This window comes from Kordia antarctica (assembly GCF_009901525.1).
Lineage (GTDB): Bacteria > Bacteroidota > Bacteroidia > Flavobacteriales > Flavobacteriaceae > Kordia > Kordia antarctica.
The window spans coordinates 978,789-999,217 of record NZ_CP019288.1 but is presented as its reverse complement, the minus strand read 5'-3'; the positions used below and the strand labels follow the sequence as shown (position 1 = coordinate 999,217).

The following is a 20,429-nucleotide window of genomic DNA, read 5'->3' as shown; positions in this document are numbered from 1 at the left end:
CACTATTCGTGGCAATTCAATGTTCAATAACCATTCTTAACAAAAAGTAAATTCAGCCTGATTAATCGGTTAGAATTTAGTAAACATTTTTAGTAGTATATACTTTGAAAAAGAAACAATTAATAGAAAAACTATTTAACCTTGGTATTCAATTACGAGTAGTAGAAGGGAACTTAAAAGTGAATGCTCCAAAAGGAGTTTTGAATAAGGAAATATTAGGAGAAATAAAAGCCAATAAACCTTATTTACTTGCTTTCCTTTCCTCAGGAACCTCTATTCCTAAAGTCAAGGAAAAAGCTTTTTACGACCTTACGCCAACACAATATTTTATGTGGTTTACACATGAATATTTAGATGGAGGAAAGGCATATACTATTGCGGCTACATTGCAGCTTGAAGGCGCATTAGATTCAGATGTTTTAGAACAAACCTTTCAGGGAATAGTAAATAAGCATGAAAGTTTACGAACAGTATTTAAGAAAAATCAGGAAGGAGAAGTGAAGCAGTACATTCTTGATGCCACAAAAGCAACGATTAAAATTAATACAATACAACATAATGATTTCAATACAAAATCGCTTCATCATGAAATAGAAAAGTTACACGATAAAAAATTTGATTTGAAGCAAGGACTTCCAATCTCAGCATCTTTACTCAGTAACGGAAAAAATGATCACATTCTTGTTGTATTATTACATCATATTGTAGGTGATGGTTGGTCTTTACAATTACTATCCAAAGAAGTAATACAAGGATACAATGCACTTATAAATGGATTGGAGATTGAAACAAACGAACTTCAAATTCAATACAAAGATTACAGCGAATGGTTAAATGAGCAACTTACAACTACACAATACGAAGAAAAACTAAACTATTGGAAATCAAAATTTGAAACATATTCGCCTCCATTAAATCTTTCGCATAAGAAACGACCTGCTATAAAAACGTATGATGGAAATACCTTTGATTATAGTATTTCTAGAGCTGTAGTATCAAAAATAAAGCAATACATTCAAGAGGAAAAAATGACACTATTTATGGTGTTATTTGGAGGATTAAATGGAGTGTTTTACAAATACACAGGGCAAACAGATATTACATTAGGAACTACGGTTGCTGGAAGAGAACATCAAGATTTAGAAAATCAAATAGGATTATATTCTAATGCCTTAGCCATACGATCTTACTTTGATGAAAGCATAACTTTTGCAGCTTTAATGCAAGAACAAAAAGAGATGCTTTTAGAAGCTTATAAAAATAAAGAGTATCCTTTTACCAAATTAATAAACGAATTACAAATACCAAAAAATACGTCTCGATCTCCACTTTTTGATATCATGGTTTTACTACAAAATCATAGAAATTTAGAAATTAATGATCAAAACGAACTCAAAGGAATCAATGCCAAAGAGTATTCAGGAATCGAGAGACACGTAAGTCAGCAAGATTTAAGTTTTGTTTTCTTTGAAACAGAAAATGATCTTCGAGTTACAGTAGAATACAATACAGATATCTATGATGCTGTATTTGTTGAAAAACTGCTTCAGCATTTTGAACGCTTTATAAATAAAGGCATTGAAAAGCCAACAATACCAATTGATTCTATCTCTATTATTTCAGCACAAGAAGAGCACAAAATACGCACAGAATTTAATGCGACAATCAATCCGTATGCAGAACGTTTTCTATTAATAGACCAACTACAACATCAAGTAAATACAAATCCTGAAAATATTGCACTGCATGATAATAGCCATACAATTTCATATCAAGAAATGGAGGATTATAGCAATCAATTGGCAAATTATTTCAGCAAAAATTATGACTTTAAAGATTCGATTTACATCGGAATTGAATTACCTAGAGAAGCATGGACTATTATTACCATGTTGGCGATCCTAAAAATAGGAGGCACATATATTCCGATAGATCCGTCTTATCCTAAAGTAAGAAAAAAATATATAGAAGAAGATACCAACTGTCAATTCGTTATTACAGCTAAAAGGTTGAAAGAAATAAAAACGCATCTTCTAGAAGAATCTAAAACATTTGATGTTCAAATTAGACCAGAATCTACCGCATACATTATTTATACGTCTGGATCTACAGGAAAACCAAAAGGAGTTCCTATTTCTTATCGCGCAATGTCAGATTATGTAAAAACCTTTGCGACATATTTTAAGCTATCATCAAAAGATACAATAATGCAACAGGCAAGTATTTCGTTTGATACTTCTGTTGAAGAAATTTTTCCAATACTCACGAGTGGTGGAAGGTTAGTTTTTCATGAAGACAAATCCGATTTTAATAAGCTATTTGAATTATGCGAATATCATAAAGTAACGATACTAAGTACAAATCCATATGTATTACAATACCTTAATCAACATATAGAAAAATATAAACTAGAACATCTTAAAACACTTATTAGTGGTGGCGATGAATTACAATTTAGTGATATTGTTAATTTATATCAAAAAATAAATGTCTTCAATACATATGGACCAACTGAAAGTACAGTGTGCGCGACGTATTATCACATTGATAAACAAGAAGAAAAAATTCCTATAGGAATGCCAATTGCAAATAGGCAAGTATTAATCTTAGATCCAAAAGGAACAGACTTATCACCAATTGGAATAAAAGGAGAAATTTGTATTGCTGGTGAAGGATTATCATCAGGATATTTAAATCACTCCGAATTAACGGCAGAAAAGTTTATTTCACATCCTTATCAAGCCAATCAGTATATATATAGAACAGGAGATATAGGATATTGGACTTCCAATGGTACTATAATTTTTGTTGGTAGAAACGACAGTCAAGTAAAAATAAGAGGTTACCGAATTGAACTCGGAGAAATAGAAAAAACAATCGCAGAACATAAAAGTGTCTCTGGTGTAGTTGTACTTCCCAAAATACAAAATGACGAGAAAACCTTAGTTGCATACATAACAGGAGTATCTGTTGATACTGTTGAACTCAAAAAGGAATTAGTACGAAAAGTTCCTGAATACATGATACCACAAGAATTTTCGTTGCTTGAGGTGTTTCCAGTTACAATTAATGGAAAAATTGACAAGAAAAAGTTACTAGAATTTAAAACGCAAAAAGTAAAAACAAGCTTCTACAAAGCACCAAAAACTGATATAGAAAAGGAACTAGTTTTGATATGGGAACACCTATTAAACATTGATAAGGTTGGTATTGAAGATAATTTCTTTGAATTGGGCGGACACAGTTTAAAAGCAGTTCGATTTATAAACGCATTAGAAGAAAAAGGATATGATCTTGGAATGAAGGAAATATTCCAAAATCCTACCATTGCTGGAATTATCCCATTGTTGAATACAATAGCCGAAGAAATAGGAATTTCAAAAGCTCCAGAAATGGTTGCATATCCTACAACATCTTCCCAAAGAAGAATCTGGACCTTGAGTCAGTTTGATGGTGGAAGCATTGCATATAATATAAATAGTGCATTAAAAATCACTGGTTTTTTTAATATTTCACTTTTTCAAGAAGCTGTAAATCATGTTGTAGCAAGACATGAAAGCTTGCGAACCTATTTCAAATCAAGTTCAGAAGGAGTCCAGCAAATTATAATTCCTAAAAATGAAGTTAAAAATATAATAGATATATATCATACAACAGACGAACAAGAAATAGCATCCATAGTTCAAAACTTCACAACACATACATTTGATTTAACCAAAGCATCACTTTTAAAAATCAGTGCAATAGCGGTTGATGAAAAAGCGCATATTATATTAATAAACCTACATCATATAATTGGCGATGGTTGGTCAATAGAAGTATTATTCAAAGAAGTTGTAGAAAACTACAACCTTTTAAAAGCTGGAAATACTCTTACAGACCAAGATTTATCTTTCCAATTTAAAGACTATGCATATTATTTAGAAAACGCAAAACATGCGCCATTAGAAGAAGCAAAACAATATTGGTCTCAACAACTTTCGGGAGAAATTCCTGTGTTAGAGTTACCAATGTCGCATGCTAGACCAGCAATTAAAACCTATAATGGAAGCCAAACATCACATGTTTTTACAACTGAGTTCACTGAGAAGTTAAGAAACAAAGTAAAGGAAAATGATGCTACGCTATTTATGGGATTAATGGCAGCAATCAATGGTTTATTATATAGATATACTGAATTAACAGACATTACTCTGGGAACTCCTGTTGCTGGAAGACATAAAACTGCGATTGAAAATCAAATAGGATTATTTTTAAATACACTTGTAATCCGCACACGCTTTGAAAGTCAAGATACTTTTAGTGATCTATTACAAAAACAAAAACAAGTATTAATCGGCGCATATTCACATCAAGAATATCCTTTTGATAATTTACTAGAAGAACTTCAAATAAAAAGAAATACTTCTAGATCTGCATTATTTGATGTGATGGTTGTTTTACACAATCAACATGATTTATATGTAGAAAGAAAAGGTTTTTCAGGAACAGCAATAGAACCATATTCAGGTTATGAGAATCAAAGTAGTCAATTTGATATCAGTTTTTCATTTATAGAATCGCAAGACACTATAAGTGTTTCAATCTCTTACAATACAGATATCTATGATCGTTTTGTAATTGATAAAATGATCAGCTATTTAGAGAATTTTGTAGTGGAAGCGATCAATAATCCGACGCATTCAGTTGCAAAAGTGAACTATCTTCCAAAGGAAGAAGAATTAAAACTAATAGCACAGAGATCAATACTAAGCAATACAAATAAAGAAGAGACAATACTCAATATCTTAGCGCAGCAATGTAAGGAAACGCCAAATGCTGTTGCCATTGTTAGTGATACTGAATCAATTACTTATAAAGAACTTGATGAAAAATCAAATGAATTAGCAAACTATTTAATTGCTGAGAAAAACATAAAAACAGGCGATTTCGTCGGAATCAAACTCGAACGCAACAAATGGCTTATCATAACGATACTGGCAGTACTAAAATCTGGCGCAGTATATGTTCCAATAGATATCGCATATCCAGCAGATAGAATTCAATATATAGAAAAAGACAGTGCTTGTGTACTAAGTATTACTCAAAATGAGATAGCTATTTTTCTTGAAAATGATGTATCTATAGAACCTCCATCGGTACCAATTTCACAGCAAGACACAGCGTATATAATTTACACATCTGGCTCTACAGGAAAACCAAAAGGCGTTCAAATTTCACATGGCAACCTAGTAGCTTTTATAACATGGTGTAAAAAAGAATTTGGAGATACAGACTTTCAAACAATGTACGCTTCAACATCACATTGTTTTGACTTATCTCTCTATGAAATGTTTTATCCGCTAAGTATCGGGAAACAAATACGATTGCTAACAAATGCATTAGACATTCCAAATTATATAGAAACGGATAGAGAAATTTTCATCAATACAGTTCCTTCGGTTATAGAAAACCTTGTAGAGAGAAAAATTTCTTTAGAGCAAGTCGTTGCAATTAATATGGCTGGCGAACCAATACCAATTGCTTTGAGTAATAAACTTATTGATTTTCCAATAGAATTACGAAACTTATACGGACCATCAGAAGCTACAACCTATAGTAGTTGTTATCGAATCACAAAGCATCATGATGCATCCTTACCAATAGGAAGACCTATAGATGGAACTAATTTTTACATCTTATCAGAAGAACAATCTTTACAAGGAGAAGGACTGATTGGTGAGATTGGTATTTCAGGAAAAGGACTTTCCAAAGGATATTTAAACAAAGAAGAATTAACAGATCAAAAGTTTATTACAAACCCTTTTGTGGCAGGAGAGAAAATGTATCTCACAGGCGATTTAGGATATTGGTTGCCAGATGGAAACATAGGTTTTATAGGAAGAAAAGATCATCAAGTAAAACTAAGAGGTTATCGTATAGAACTAGAAGAGATCGCATACACATTACAAGAACACGCTAGCATACAACAAGCAGTTGTTTTGATTAAAGAGGAATCTGGAGAGAAGTATCTCTCGGCATATGTTACAGGAGAGGCTATTGATATTACAGCAGTAAGAAGTCATCTTACTGAAAAGTTACCGCTCTATATGATTCCTGCTTATTTTGAAATATTGGATGCAATTCCATTAATGCCAAATGGTAAAACGGATAAGAATAAATTGCTCGCTATTGATATTCAAAAAGCGAACATTGATAATTACAAAGCACCAAAAACTGATATAGAAAAGGAACTAGTTTTGATATGGGAACACCTATTAAACATTGATAAGGTTGGTATTGAAGATAATTTCTTTGAATTGGGCGGACACAGTTTAAAAGCAGTTCGATTTATAAACGCATTAGAAGAAAAAGGATATGATCTTGGAATGAAAGAAATATTCCAAAATCCTACCATTGCTGGAATTATCCCATTGTTGAATACGATAGACGAAGAAATAGGAATTTCAAAAGCTCCAGAAATGGTTGCATATCCTACAACATCTTCCCAAAGAAGAATCTGGACCTTGAGTCAGTTTGATGGTGGAAGCATTGCATATAATATAAATAGTGCATTAAAAATCACTGGTTTTTTTAATATTTCACTTTTTCAAGAAGCTGTAAATCATGTTGTAGCAAGACATGAAAGCTTGCGAACCTATTTCAAATCAAGTTCAGAAGGAGTCCAGCAAATTATAATTCCTAAAAATGAAGTTAAAAATATAATAGATGTATATCATACAACAGACGAACAAGAAATAGCATCCATAGTTCAAAACTTCACAACACATACATTTGATTTAACCAAAGCACCACTTTTAAAAATCAGTGCAATAGCGGTTGATGAAAAAGCACATATTATATTAATAAACCTGCATCATATAATTGGCGATGGTTGGTCAATAGAAGTATTATTCAAAGAAGTTGTAGAAAACTACAACCTTTTAAAAGCTGGAAATACTCTTACAGACCAAGATTTATCTTTCCAATTTAAAGACTATGCATATTATTTAGAAAACGCAAAACATGCGCCATTAGAAGAAGCAAAACAATATTGGTCTCAACAACTTTCGGGAGAAATTCCTGTGTTAGAGTTACCAATGTCGCATGCTAGACCAGCAATTAAAACCTATAATGGAAGCCAAACATCACATGTTTTTACAACTGAGTTCACTGAGAAGTTAAGAAACAAAGTAAAGGAAAATGATGCTACGCTATTTATGGGATTAATGGCAGCAATCAATGGTTTATTATATAGATATACTGAATTAACAGACATTACTCTGGGAACTCCTGTTGCTGGAAGACATAAAACTGCGATTGAAAATCAAATAGGATTATTTTTAAATACACTTGTAATCCGCACACGCTTTGAAAGTCAAGATACTTTTAGTGATCTATTACAAAAACAAAAACAAGTATTAATCGGCGCATATTCACATCAAGAATATCCTTTTGATAATTTACTAGAAGAACTTCAAATAAAAAGAAATACTTCTAGATCTGCATTATTTGATGTGATGGTTGTTTTACACAATCAACATGATTTATATGTAGAAAGAAAAGGTTTTTCAGGAACAGCAATAGAACCATATTCAGGTTATGAGAATCAAAGTAGTCAATTTGATATCAGTTTTTCATTTATAGAATCGCAAGACACTATAAGTGTTTCAATCTCTTACAATACAGATATCTATGATCGTTTTGTAATTGATAAAATGATCAGCTATTTAGAGAATTTTGTAGTGGAAGCGATCAATAATCCGACGCATTCAGTTGCAAAAGTGAACTATCTTCCAAAGGAAGAAGAATTAAAACTAATAGCACAGAGATCAATACTAAGCAATACAAATAAAGAAGAGACAATACTCAATATCTTAGCGCAGCAATGTAAGGAAACGCCAAATGCTGTTGCCATTGTTAGTGATACTGAATCAATTACTTATAAAGAACTTGATGAAAAATCAAATGAATTAGCGAACTATTTAATTGCTGAGAAAAACATAAAAACAGGCGATTTCGTCGGAATCAAACTCGAACGCAACAAATGGCTTATCATAACGATACTGGCAGTACTAAAATCTGGCGCAGTATATGTTCCAATAGATATCGCATATCCAGCAGATAGAATTCAATATATAGAAAAAGACAGTGCTTGTGTACTAAGTATTACTCAAAATGAGATAGCTATTTTTCTTGAAAATGATGTATCTATGGAATCTCCATTGGTACCAATTTCACAGCAAGACACAGCGTATATAATTTACACATCTGGCTCTACAGGAAAACCAAAAGGCGTTCAAATTTCACATGGCAACCTAGTAGCTTTTATAATATGGTGTAAAAAAGAATTTGGAGATACAGACTTTCAAACAATGTACGCTTCAACATCACATTGTTTTGACTTATCTCTCTATGAAATGTTTTATCCGCTAAGTATCGGGAAACAAATACGATTGCTAACAAATGCATTAGACATTCCAAATTATATAGAAACGGATAGAGAAATTTTCATCAATACAGTTCCTTCGGTTATAGAAAACCTTGTAGAGAGAAAAATTTCTTTAGAGCAAGTCGTTGCAATTAATATGGCTGGCGAACCAATACCAATTGCTTTGAGTAATAAACTTATTGATTTTCCAATAGAATTACGAAACTTATACGGACCATCAGAAGCTACAACCTATAGTAGCTGTTATCGAATCACAAAGCATCATGATACATCCTTACCAATAGGAAGACCTATAGATGGAACTAATTTTTACATCTTATCAGAAGAACAATCTTTACAAGGAGAAGGACTGATTGGTGAGATTGGTATTTCAGGAAAAGGACTTTCCAAAGGATATTTAAACAAAGAAGAATTAACAGATCAAAAGTTTATTACAAACCCTTTTGTGGCAGGAGAGAAAATGTATCTCACAGGCGATTTAGGATATTGGTTGCCAGATGGAAACATAGGTTTTATAGGAAGAAAAGATCATCAAGTAAAACTAAGAGGTTATCGTATAGAACTAGAAGAGATCGCATACACATTACAAGAACACGCTAGCATACAACAAGCAGTTGTTTTGATTAAAGAGGAATCTGGAGAGAAGTATCTCTCGGCATATGTTACAGGAGAGACTATTGATATTACAGCAGTAAGAAGTCATCTTACTGAAAAGTTACCGTTATACATGATTCCTGCTTATTTTGAAATATTGGATGCAATTCCATTAATGCCAAATGGTAAAACGGATAAGAATAAATTGCTCGCTATTGATATTCAAAAAGCGAACATTGATAATTACAAAGCACCAGAAACTGATATAGAAAAGGAACTAGTTTTGATATGGGAACACCTATTAAATATATCAAAAATCGGAGTGTTGGATGATTTTTTCGAAATCGGAGGTCATTCATTACATATCACAAGAATGTTATATGAAATAAATGAAAAATATGACATTCAAATATCCTTGAAAAATGTATTCATAGCAAAAAACATCACAGATTTAGCATCACTTATAGAAGATGAGCTAATGCTAAAACAGGGGTTTTCAACAGATACACAAGAAGACATTAGTAACAAAACAGAGATATGGGAGATTTAACAATAAAACAAAAGTTGGCTAAATTAATCCAAAATGGAATTAGTTTTGAAGTTTCAGGAGATAAGCTATTGGTACGAGGAGAACTTAAAAAACTCTTAACAGAAGATAAAATATTTCTTAAAGAAAACAAGGTAGCTATTATTTCATTAATTGAAACTAGAGCAGAGCAAACCACTAAAATTGCTAGGGCTTCTGAAGATGCTATAATTCCACTTTCCTTTTCACAGCAGAGTTTGTGGCTCTTAGATCGCATCAATGATGGAAGTAATTCATATAACTTATTTTCTGCGTTTAAATTAAAAGGCGCGTTAGACTACAAAGCATTAAACAAAACGTTTTCTTCAATTTTAGAACGACATGCTATATTGCGAACCAATTTTGTGATTAATGAAACTGGCGACCCAATTCAAAAAATACAAAGCCTAGAAACATTCAAAATTCCTTTAGATAATCTTACAACAACGTCAAAAAATATTGAAATAGAAGTTGATAATTACATCAGAGCAGAAAGAGATTATATCTTTGACTTAGCCAATGATTTATTATTAAGAGCACAATTGCTGAAAACTGATAAGTCAGAACATGTCTTACTAGTAAATATGCACCATATTGTTTCAGATGGTTGGTCGATAGGAATTTTACTAAAAGAATTAAACGTATTCTATACCAACTATATTACCGGAGAAGAAAATATAGAACTTCCTAAATTACCAATTCAATATGCAGACTATTCTTTATGGCAACGAAAATGGCTTAGCGGAAAAGTTTGGGATCAACATGTCGAGTATTGGAAAAATCAATTACAAGATATTCCGGTAGTACACAATCTTTCTATGGACAAACCGAGACCAATTGAGCAAACATTCAATGGTAAAACCATCGTATCTCATATTGGTAAGGCATCACTAGAAGGATTATATAACATATGTAAATCTGAGCAAGCTTCATTATTCATGGGAATGCATGCTGTATTTTCAGCATTTCTGGCACGATATAGCAATGAAAAATGTATTGTTGTAGGTAGTCCAGTAGCAAATAGAGAAAGAAAAGAAACGAAAGACCTTGTTGGATTTTTCATGAATCTTTTAGTATTGAAAAGTGACCTTTCTGAGAATCCAGGTTTTCAAGAACTTGTACGTCAAAGTAAAAAAGTCTTAGAAGGAGCATATGAGCATCAACAATTTCCATTTGAAAAAGTAGTGGAACAATTGAAAGTAGATAGAAATCTAAGTCACAATCCTTTATTCCAAATATTACTAACCTTACAAAACAAAGAACAAGGCGCTGTAGATATGCAGGGAATTGAACTTGAACCTATAGGAAATCAAACAAATACTGCAAAATATGATCTTAGTCTAAATATTCAAGAAGCTACAGATGAGTTAATATTATTATGGGAATTCAATACAGATTTATTTAATGAATCTACGATAGCCAACATGGCAAATCATTTTGAAGTATTTGTAAATGCTATATTGGAAACACCAAATAAGAACATTTTTGAAATAAACATGGTAAATGCTGACGAACTAGCTGATACATGTAAAAAATTACAAGGAAAAAACGTAGACATATCTGGAACTTTAGGAGCATATGATTCACTAGAGAATCAAGTTCTAAACCATCCAGATGAAATAGCAATTATTTGTAATGATATTAAATACAATTATGGAGAATTAGGAAACAGAATATCAGAAATCACTTATTTATTACAAGAAAAAGGAGTGCAATCTGGTGATCATGTTGGAATCAGTTTACTACGTAATATGGATATGATTGCAAGTATTTTTGCTTGCTTCAAACTAGGAGCAGTATATGTGCCACTCGATCCTGTGTATTCTTCTGAAAAAATAGATCAAATCATTGAAGAAGTCAATCCGAAATGTCTAATTACGTTACAATCCTTACAAGATTTATTCTTAAAAGAAACCAACGAAAAGAGATTGTTGCTTCTTGATCATGTAGTAGAAACTAATTCAGCAGAAATAACAAAAGAAGCATATGATGGAAATAACATTGCGTATATCATCTTCACTTCTGGAACAACAGGAAAGCCAAAAGGAATTGAAATAACACACAAAAGCCTAGACAATTTCTTGGTTGGACTCGATGCAACTTTTTCAAATGCAGCTCGACAAAAATGGTTAGCACAAACAAGTATTAACTTTGATATTTCAATATTGGAACTTGTTTGGACAATTTCTAGAGGACATTCAGTTGTATTACAACAAACAAATCCATACAAACTAATACCAGAAAATATTTCAGACGGAGACAAAAAACTAGACTTTAGTGTCATGTTTTTTGGTGCTGATAAAAAGACCGAATCAAAATATGATTTACTGCTAAATACTGCTAAATATTCTGATGAAAATGGATTTTCAGCAATATGGACTCCAGAACGACATTTTGGCGAATTTGGAGGCGCTTTTGCAAGTCCAGCTGTCATAGGAAGTGCTTTAGCAGTTTCAACAAAAAATATAAATATTAGATCAGGAAGTGTAGTATTACCATTACATGATCCAATTAGAGTAGCAGAAGAATGGTCAATCATAGATAACCTAAGTCACGGAAGAGTTGGAATGAGTATTGCCTCAGGATGGCAACCAGATGACTTTGTATTTTTCAATTCTGACTACAAAGGTAGACATCAAGACATGAGAGATCGAATAAAAGAACTTCGAAACCTATGGAAAGGGACACCAGTAGTAAGAAAAAATGGAATTGGAAATGATTTTGAAATCAAAATTCGTCCAAAACCAATACAAAAGGAATTACCGCTTTGGATCACAGCGGCAGGAAGTCCTGCAACTTTCAAATATGCAGGAGAAATAGGCGCAAACTTACTTACTCATATGTTAGGGCAAACTCTTGAAAGTTTAAGTAATAACATAGCGATATATCAGCAAGCATTAACAGACAATGGTTTTAAAGTAGAAGATAAAACAGTGTCTCTAATGCTCCATACATATATAGATGAAAGTAATAAAAAAGCTGCTCAAATAAGTGAGCAACCTTTTAAAGAATACCTAGGGACATCTATTAAACTGATGGAACCTTTGGCAAAAGAACTAGACCTTGATGTACATTCACAACTAGATGTACTTATTGATGCTGCATATCAAAAATTTAGTAAAGAGAATACATTAATTGGCTCACCAGAATCGTGTCAAAAAATGCTTTCAAGTGTCAAAAAAATTGGAGTCACGGAAATTGCTTGTTTAGTAGATTTTGGAGTTGAAGATGATTTAGTACTTCGAAGCCTTGAACGTATTGTTGAAGCGAAAAAAATATTTAATGCTAAAGTAGATTTAAGCGCACAATTAAATTTAGACAATCAAAAAACAGAATTAGATTTAATTGACGAATATGCTATAACACATGTTCAAATGACTCCATCTTTATCTAGGTTAGTTTTAAATTTACACAATCAAAGTAAAGGCAAGCATTTATCGTCTATAACGCATTGGTTAATAGGAGGAGAAGCTATAAGTAAAGATTTGATAAAAGGGTTGACTAGCACTACAAAAAGCACATTTTTTAACATGTATGGGCCAACAGAAACTACTATATGGTCTGCATGGAGAGAAATAACACAGAATGATGTACGTATTGGAAATCCTATGTTCAATACTGATTTAATATTACTTAATGAATATGAACAACCTGTTCCTTTAGGAACTGTAGGAGAGTTATATATTGGCGGACTTGGATTAGCGAAAGGATATTATAACAATCCAGAATTAACAGCAGAAAAATTTAAAAATATTGAGATTCCAAACATTGGAACGCAGCGCTATTACAAAACAGGTGATTTGATGAAGCTAACAACTTCAGGAAAATTAGAATACATAGGTCGAAAAGATGATCAAGTAAAAATTAATGGGTATCGAATCGAAATTGAAGAAGTAGAAGGAACAATTGCAATGGTTCCTGGAGTTAAAAGTTGTAAAGTGATCCATAATAAAACAGGAGAAACTTCACATTTATCAGCATATATAGTACAGGAAGAAATAGTGCATGGAGATTACAAAGAATTGCCATTAGAAAAACAGGCAAGACCATTTAAATTCCCTGACGGAAGTACTGTATATCATCAATCTGATAGACAACTTGGAATGTTATATGATGAAATTATTAAAAATGGAATCTACTTCAGACATAACATTTCAATTCCTGAAAATGGCTTGGTACTAGATGTCGGTGCAAACATAGGAACTTTCAGTATAGACATTAGTGAAAAACATCCAGATGCAACTGTGATAGCTTTTGAACCGATTCCTGAAATATTTTCAGCACTAAAAAAGAATTTTGAATATAGAAACATAAAAGGAAAAGTATTCAATTATGGAATCTCTGATAAAAATGAAGAAGCTGTATTTAACTATTACCCTCAAATGGCAGGAATGTCAGGAAGATTTGCAGATAAAGAAACAATCTTAGAATCTATAGATCAATACATTCAACATGATAGAAACATGTTAGAAAAAGAACCGGAATCCGCATCGAGCGAAACCAAAGAAATTGTACAATCACTCTATAAAGAATTTCAAAACTCAAGTGATACATCAGCAGAATATCGTGAATATTTATCATCGCTTTATGAAACTGAAAAAGTCACTTGTAAACTTACTACTGTATCTGATATTTTAGACGAATTAGACATTCAGACAGTAGATTTATTAAAATTAGATGTAGAGAAAAGTGAATGCTTAGTACTTGATGGAATTCGCGAAGAACATTGGAACAGAATTCGTCAATTAGCTGTAGAAGTAGATGGTGATAACAACCTTGAAATCATTAAAGACTTATTATTCTCCAAAGGCTATACAGTAAATGTAGAAGAATTAGTGATGGGAAATATAGAAGTGGCAGCAGAAGAAAACACATATATGTTGTATGCTACAAATTTAAACTTTGGACAAGAAGAGAATACTTCACTACAAAACTTATGGACACAATTGGACGAAAAAATCATGAACGATAGCTTACGTAAAAAGCTTCCCGATTATATGATTCCTAAAGAAATTTCTTTTGTTCCTTCAATACCTCTAATGGAAAATGGTAAAGTAGATAGAATAAAGTTAAAGCAATTTAAAGCGGAAACTAAAATTCAACCCAAAAAAGGAAAAGTTCAATTAACAAGTCCAACAGAACAAAAAATATATCGTGTTTGGAGTGAAGTTCTAAAAAAGGAAAACATAGATCCAAGTGTCAGCATATTTGAAGCTGGAGGAAATTCAATAGAAATAGTATTATTACATGAAAGACTTCAAACAGAGTTTAATGTTACTTTTTCTCTCATCGAATTATTCCGTAACCCAACCATTTTGCAACAGGTAAGCTTAGTCAAGAATACAGACATTCCAAAAGATGATGTAACGGTAAAAAAGGCAATGAACAAAGGGAAATCAAGAAGAGAAGCAAGACTTAAGAAAAATTCAAGATAGCATGAAAAACAATTATGAAAATGACATTGCTATTATTGGAATGGCAGGCAAATTTCCGAAAGCTAAGAACATTGCAGAATACTGGAAAAACCTCAAAAGTGGTGTAAATAGTATACAAGCAGCAGATGCGGAAACTATACGAAACTTAGGGATTAATGAAAATACGATAAACAATCCATTATTTATCAATGCAAGTTCAAGGTTAGAAAATGCAAAGTATTTTGATGCTGACTTTTTTGGGTTATCAAATGCTGAAGCCATTCTAATGGATCCACAAATTCGCTTACTACTCGAAAATAGTTGGCATGCTTTGGAAGACGCAGGTTACGCAGGAGATAATTCAGATATAGCAATTGCAAACTATTGCGGCATGTCTACAAACTCTTACCTAATGCGTATTTTAGGAACAAACGCATTAACGGAACCAGTAGATTTTTTAATGTATAGAATTTTAAATGAAAAAGATTTTCTAGCGACATGGATATCATATAAACTAAATCTAACTGGAGCAGCAATGACTGTTCAAACAGCATGTTCTACATCATTATTAGCTGTGCATTTAGCATGTCAAGGTTTATTAAATCATGAATGTGACATGGCAATGGCAGGTGGAGTTTCTTTTGATTCTAGTGAAAGCATTGGTTATTTCTATATTCCCGAATCTATTTATGCACGAGATGGAGTTTGCAGACCTTTTGATAAAAATGCTAGTGGAACAGTTATGGGAAGCGGCGTGGCAACTGTTATTTTAAAAAGAGCTGAAGATGCAATTAGAGATAAAGATCAAATCTATGGACTCATAAAAGGAACAGCTGTTAATAATGATGGATCAAACAAACAAGGCTATTCAACGCCAAGTGTCAACTTTCAGCGAGATGTAATTCTTGAAGCATTAGCTGTATCAGATATAAATCCTGATTCCATAGGAATGATTGAAGCACATGGAACAGGAACCAAAATAGGAGATCCAATAGAAGTAACAGCACTATCAGAAGCTTTTAGAGAATACACAACAAAAGACCAATTTTGCGCATTAGGTTCTGTAAAAGCTAATATCGGACACTTGGATGCTGCTGCCGGAGTTGCTTCCTTAATCAAAGCAGTTATGTGCGTGAATGAAGGTGTATTGCCACCAAACATCAATTATAATGAAGCAAACCCTGCATTACAATTAAAAACATCTCCTTTTTATGTGAATAAATCTGTAGAACCTTGGTCAGATTCTTTTGAAATAAGAAGAGCAGGAATAAGTTCTCTTGGAGTTGGAGGAACAAATGTGCATGTTATTGTAGAGCAACCACCAACAAAAGCAACAAGTACTAAAGATATAGATCAGTCATATATAATCAGTTTATCTGCTGAGAATTTAGAAAATCTGCAAAAACAAAAAGAAAACCTTGTAAACTACATCACAGCGACTCCCGAAATAGACTTAAGAAATATTGAGTATACAACTTTATATTGTAGAAAGTTAATGCCATATCGATTTAATGCTATAAGTCATAATAAAGAAGAATTATTATCTCAATTAGCAAGTGAAAAACTAGAAGGTTGTTTTGAAAGTAAAGGAGAATTAACTTCTGGTGTTTTTGTATTTCCTGGACAAGGAAGTCAATATAGTAAGATGGCGTATGATCTTTATAATCAGAATCTTGCGTTTAAAAAAGACATGGATACTTGTTTTGAATTTCTTACTGAACTCACAGCAACTATTTTTAAAGATATTATTTTTTCTGACGATCAACAAGAAGCATTAAATCAGACTCAAAATACACAAGTTGCATTATTTATAGTAGAATATTGCTTAGCGAAAGAATTGATTCGAAATGGCATAAAACCAAAAGCTATGATTGGTCATAGTTTGGGCGAATATGTAGCAGCTTGTATTGCCGAAGTTTTTACACTACAAGAAGCATTAACACTTGTATATCACAGAGGCCGCTTAATGGGAATGATGCCTAAAGGAAGTATGGCAATTGTTAGAAAAAATGAAGAAGAACTAACGCCTTTACTTATGCAATCTGTTTCTATATGTGTTTACAATATTATAGATAGTGTAGTAATTGGTGGTGAAACAGCAGCTATAGACAAGCAAATTGCATTATTAAAAAGTCAAGAAATTAACTGTGAAAAATTGAGAGTTTCTCATGCCTTTCATACTTCTATGATGGCAGGTGTGTTGGAAGAGTTTACTGCAATTTTATCCAAGATAAACTTCAAAGAACCATCTGTAAGTATATATTCTACATATACAGGAAAAGAAGTATCTTCTAAAGAATTAACTTCGGGACAATATTGGCTAGATCAAATTATGAATCCAGTACAATTTACGGAAGCAGTTGATCAAGTACGTAAGAATGTGACAAATCCAGTGTTTATTGAAGTAGGACCCGGAAATGGATTATCATCTTTCATAAAAGCTGCTTATGGACAAGACATGAAGACCGTTCATATGCTTCCATCTTCTTCAGATACAACAAGTGCTTTGCTGCAATATACCAGAGGAAAAGCATTGCTAAACAACTTAGGAATTGCATTTAGTAAACCCGAAAACGCTTTAGGCAAAACAATTTCATTACCTGGTTATGCTTTCTCTAAAAATTATTTTTGGAAGCCTCAATTGCAGATCGGATATGAAAATTTTGAAGACATAAAAGTTTCTCACCATCAAAAAAATGAAAAATTTGAGAATGATCGTTTGCGTTTGACAGTAGAGGTTGGAATGCAAAATGACAAACATATTTCAGAAGAATTGCTAAACGATTTAGATCAAATTCATAAAGAGTATCGCAAGAAGATCAAGGCGTTGTTCCCAAACAATAACAAAGTAATTTCTGAAAGAATAGAAGTACTGTATAATGATATACAGCATAAAGAAACAACAGGAAAGCATGCTATTACTAATACAAATTTAGAAACTAGAAGAGGTAATAGTATTTATGTTGAACCAGAGACAGAAATGGCAAAAGTAATTGCTGGTATTTGGGGTGAAGTCTTAGGATATGAAAAAGTTGGAATATTAGACAATTATTTTGAAATGGGAGGAAACTCATTATTAGCTACACAATTGTTAAATAGAATTTTAATACGTACAGAAGTAGAGTTAACAATTTCGGATATTCTTACCAAGAATACTTTAAAAGAACTAGTACAACTTGTAGAAAGTAAGAAAGATCAGCATGAAGGCTCAGAATATGAAAATGAACTTATCATCTAAAAGTCTTTAAACCAGAATATTAATCATAAAAAAAATAAAAAAATGAAAAAAACAACATGTATGCTATTCCTTATGTTTTTAGGAATACAGCTCTTATCAGCTCAAACCGAAATAGAGAAAATTACAACTACGCTGACACATTATATTGAAGGAACAGCAAATGGTGAGCCCGAAAGAATAGCAAAGGCATTTCATCCAGATTTAAACCTATATTATGTAGATGGTGACAGTATTAAAGGCAGATCAGGAAAAAGATACATTGAGAATTTTGTACAAGGAGTTAAGAAAAACCGAATTGGAAGAATTATATCTATCGATTATGAAAACGATGCTGCTATGGCAAAAGCAGAAATTATTATGCCAAAATCTAAAAAAAGATACATTGACTATTTCTTATTACTGAAGGAAAAAGGCGAATGGAAAATAGTTCATAAATCATACACACATCATAAGTTTCAAGAATAACATTTAGAGCTTAAAGCCTTTTGCATGTCATTTAGAAAAAATCACATAGAAGAATTACTAGAAGAACTCAGAGAAAATAAAATTCATATTTCTCTAGGAGATGATGTTCTTAAACTCAAGTTTAATGGAACAAAACCAGCGCCTGTTCTTATAGAAAAATTAAAAGCTCATAAGCAGGAGTTACTGGGTTTTCTAAAGGATAAAGAAAACAATCAAATAGCGAAAGTAGAGATTTCAGATACTGGATATCCGTTATCTTCTTCACAATTTCGCTTGTGGATTATATCTCAAATAGAGAAGTATTCTATTTCTTACAATATGCCTTTCCAAATAGTTTTGGAAGAAGAAATTAACGCTTCACTATTAGAAAAATCAATTTCTTCTGTTATCAAACGACATGAATCACTGAGAACGGTTTTTAAGAAAAATGAAGAAGGTGAAATTCAACAATGGATTATAACTCCTGAAGCATTAAATTTTGAACTGAATGTTATTGATGTATCACTTAAAGAAGATGCTGAAACTTTAGCGAATAAAACAATAAAAGAAGATTATTATGTTCCTTTCGATTTAGAAAACGGACCATTAATACGATGTATGCTATTAAAAATTAATGAAAAGAAATGGCTTTTCTACTTTAACATGCATCATATAATTAGCGATGGTTGGTCTATTCATATATTTTCTAGAGATATTATGCAATTTTATAAATCATATGCCGAAGGAAAAACACCTGTATTACCTGAACTAAGTATCCAGTATAAAGATTATGCTAAATGGCAACGCATACAATTAAAAACAGCAGAGAATAAAAAAGACAAAGCTTTTTGGGAAACTATTTTTAGTGATGAAATCCCTGTATTGGAATTGCCTTCTCACCAAGCAAGACCAAATGCAAGAACAAATAATGGTCACCTTTTACGAATGTATTTACCAGAAAGTGAGACCAAAAACATCAACACCTATATTTCTGGCAAAGGAGGAACTCTGTTTATGTTCTTAATTGCATCTTTAAATACGTTACTATACAGGTATTCAGGAAGCGATGATATAATATTAGGAACGCCAGTTGCAGGAAGAGAACATCTAGCATTAGAAAATCAAATAGGATTTTATGTAAATACACTAGCTATAAGAACGAAAATGAATGCTGCAATGTCGTTTAATGCATTATATAATCAAACAAAGCAGCATATATTAGAAGTCTATGCGCATCAAAAATATCCATTTGATCAATTAATTGACGATCTCAAAATAAAAACAAGTATAAATAGAAATCCGCTTTTTGATGTATTGGTCATACTCCAAAACTTTACAAATTCTAAAAACACGGAAGAATTTAAAGTGAAAAATATAGGTGCAGTAGAATCGTATGGTGCTGTGGCTTCTAAATTTGATCTTACATTCTGTTTTGCTGAAATAGGAGGATTGTTAAGTATAGACTTAAATTATAATACAGATATTTATAATGATGATACCATGCGCGAATTACTGCTTAACTATAGGAAACTAGTACAGCAAGCAACAAATTCTGAAGCACTAAACATACAAGATTTTACTATATCGTTAGAAGTAATTAAAGAAGAAACTGTTTCTACAACAGATAAAAAAGAATACGACGATTTTCTAGAAAAAATAAATAATGAAATGAGTGATGATTTTTAGCATTATACATTATCAACCTTTTACTGTATCAACCAAATAATTAATAAAACAACGTAC

5 protein-coding genes are annotated in these 20,429 nt (G+C 32.1%); all 5 read left to right on the top strand.

The annotated features are described in order from the left end of the window. Positions 1-104 precede the first annotated feature (104 nt). From IMCC3317_RS03895 to IMCC3317_RS03875, 5 genes are read left to right on the top strand one after another with little or no spacing between them, the layout of a single operon-like run. Positions 105-9,575, top strand: coding sequence for a non-ribosomal peptide synthetase (locus IMCC3317_RS03895; protein WP_160128198.1), 9,471 nt, complete (start codon positions 105-107; stop codon positions 9,573-9,575). Beyond that, on the top strand, positions 9,563-15,025 hold the full coding sequence (locus IMCC3317_RS03890; protein WP_160128197.1) for a MupA/Atu3671 family FMN-dependent luciferase-like monooxygenase: 5,463 nt from the start codon (positions 9,563-9,565) through the stop codon (positions 15,023-15,025). The genes IMCC3317_RS03895 and IMCC3317_RS03890 overlap by 13 nt, the downstream gene beginning before the upstream one ends. Position 15,026: 1 nt before the next feature. Further along, complete coding sequence (locus IMCC3317_RS03885; protein ID WP_160128196.1) at positions 15,027-18,242, top strand: type I polyketide synthase; 3,216 nt, start codon at positions 15,027-15,029, stop codon at positions 18,240-18,242. Positions 18,243-18,284: 42 nt separating this feature from the next. Continuing rightward, on the top strand, positions 18,285-18,707 hold the full coding sequence (locus IMCC3317_RS03880) for a nuclear transport factor 2 family protein (protein WP_160128195.1): 423 nt from the start codon (positions 18,285-18,287) through the stop codon (positions 18,705-18,707). Positions 18,708-18,731: 24 nt separating this feature from the next. After that, complete coding sequence (locus IMCC3317_RS03875; protein WP_160128194.1) at positions 18,732-20,372, top strand: condensation domain-containing protein; 1,641 nt, start codon at positions 18,732-18,734, stop codon at positions 20,370-20,372. Positions 20,373-20,429 lie beyond the last annotated feature (57 nt).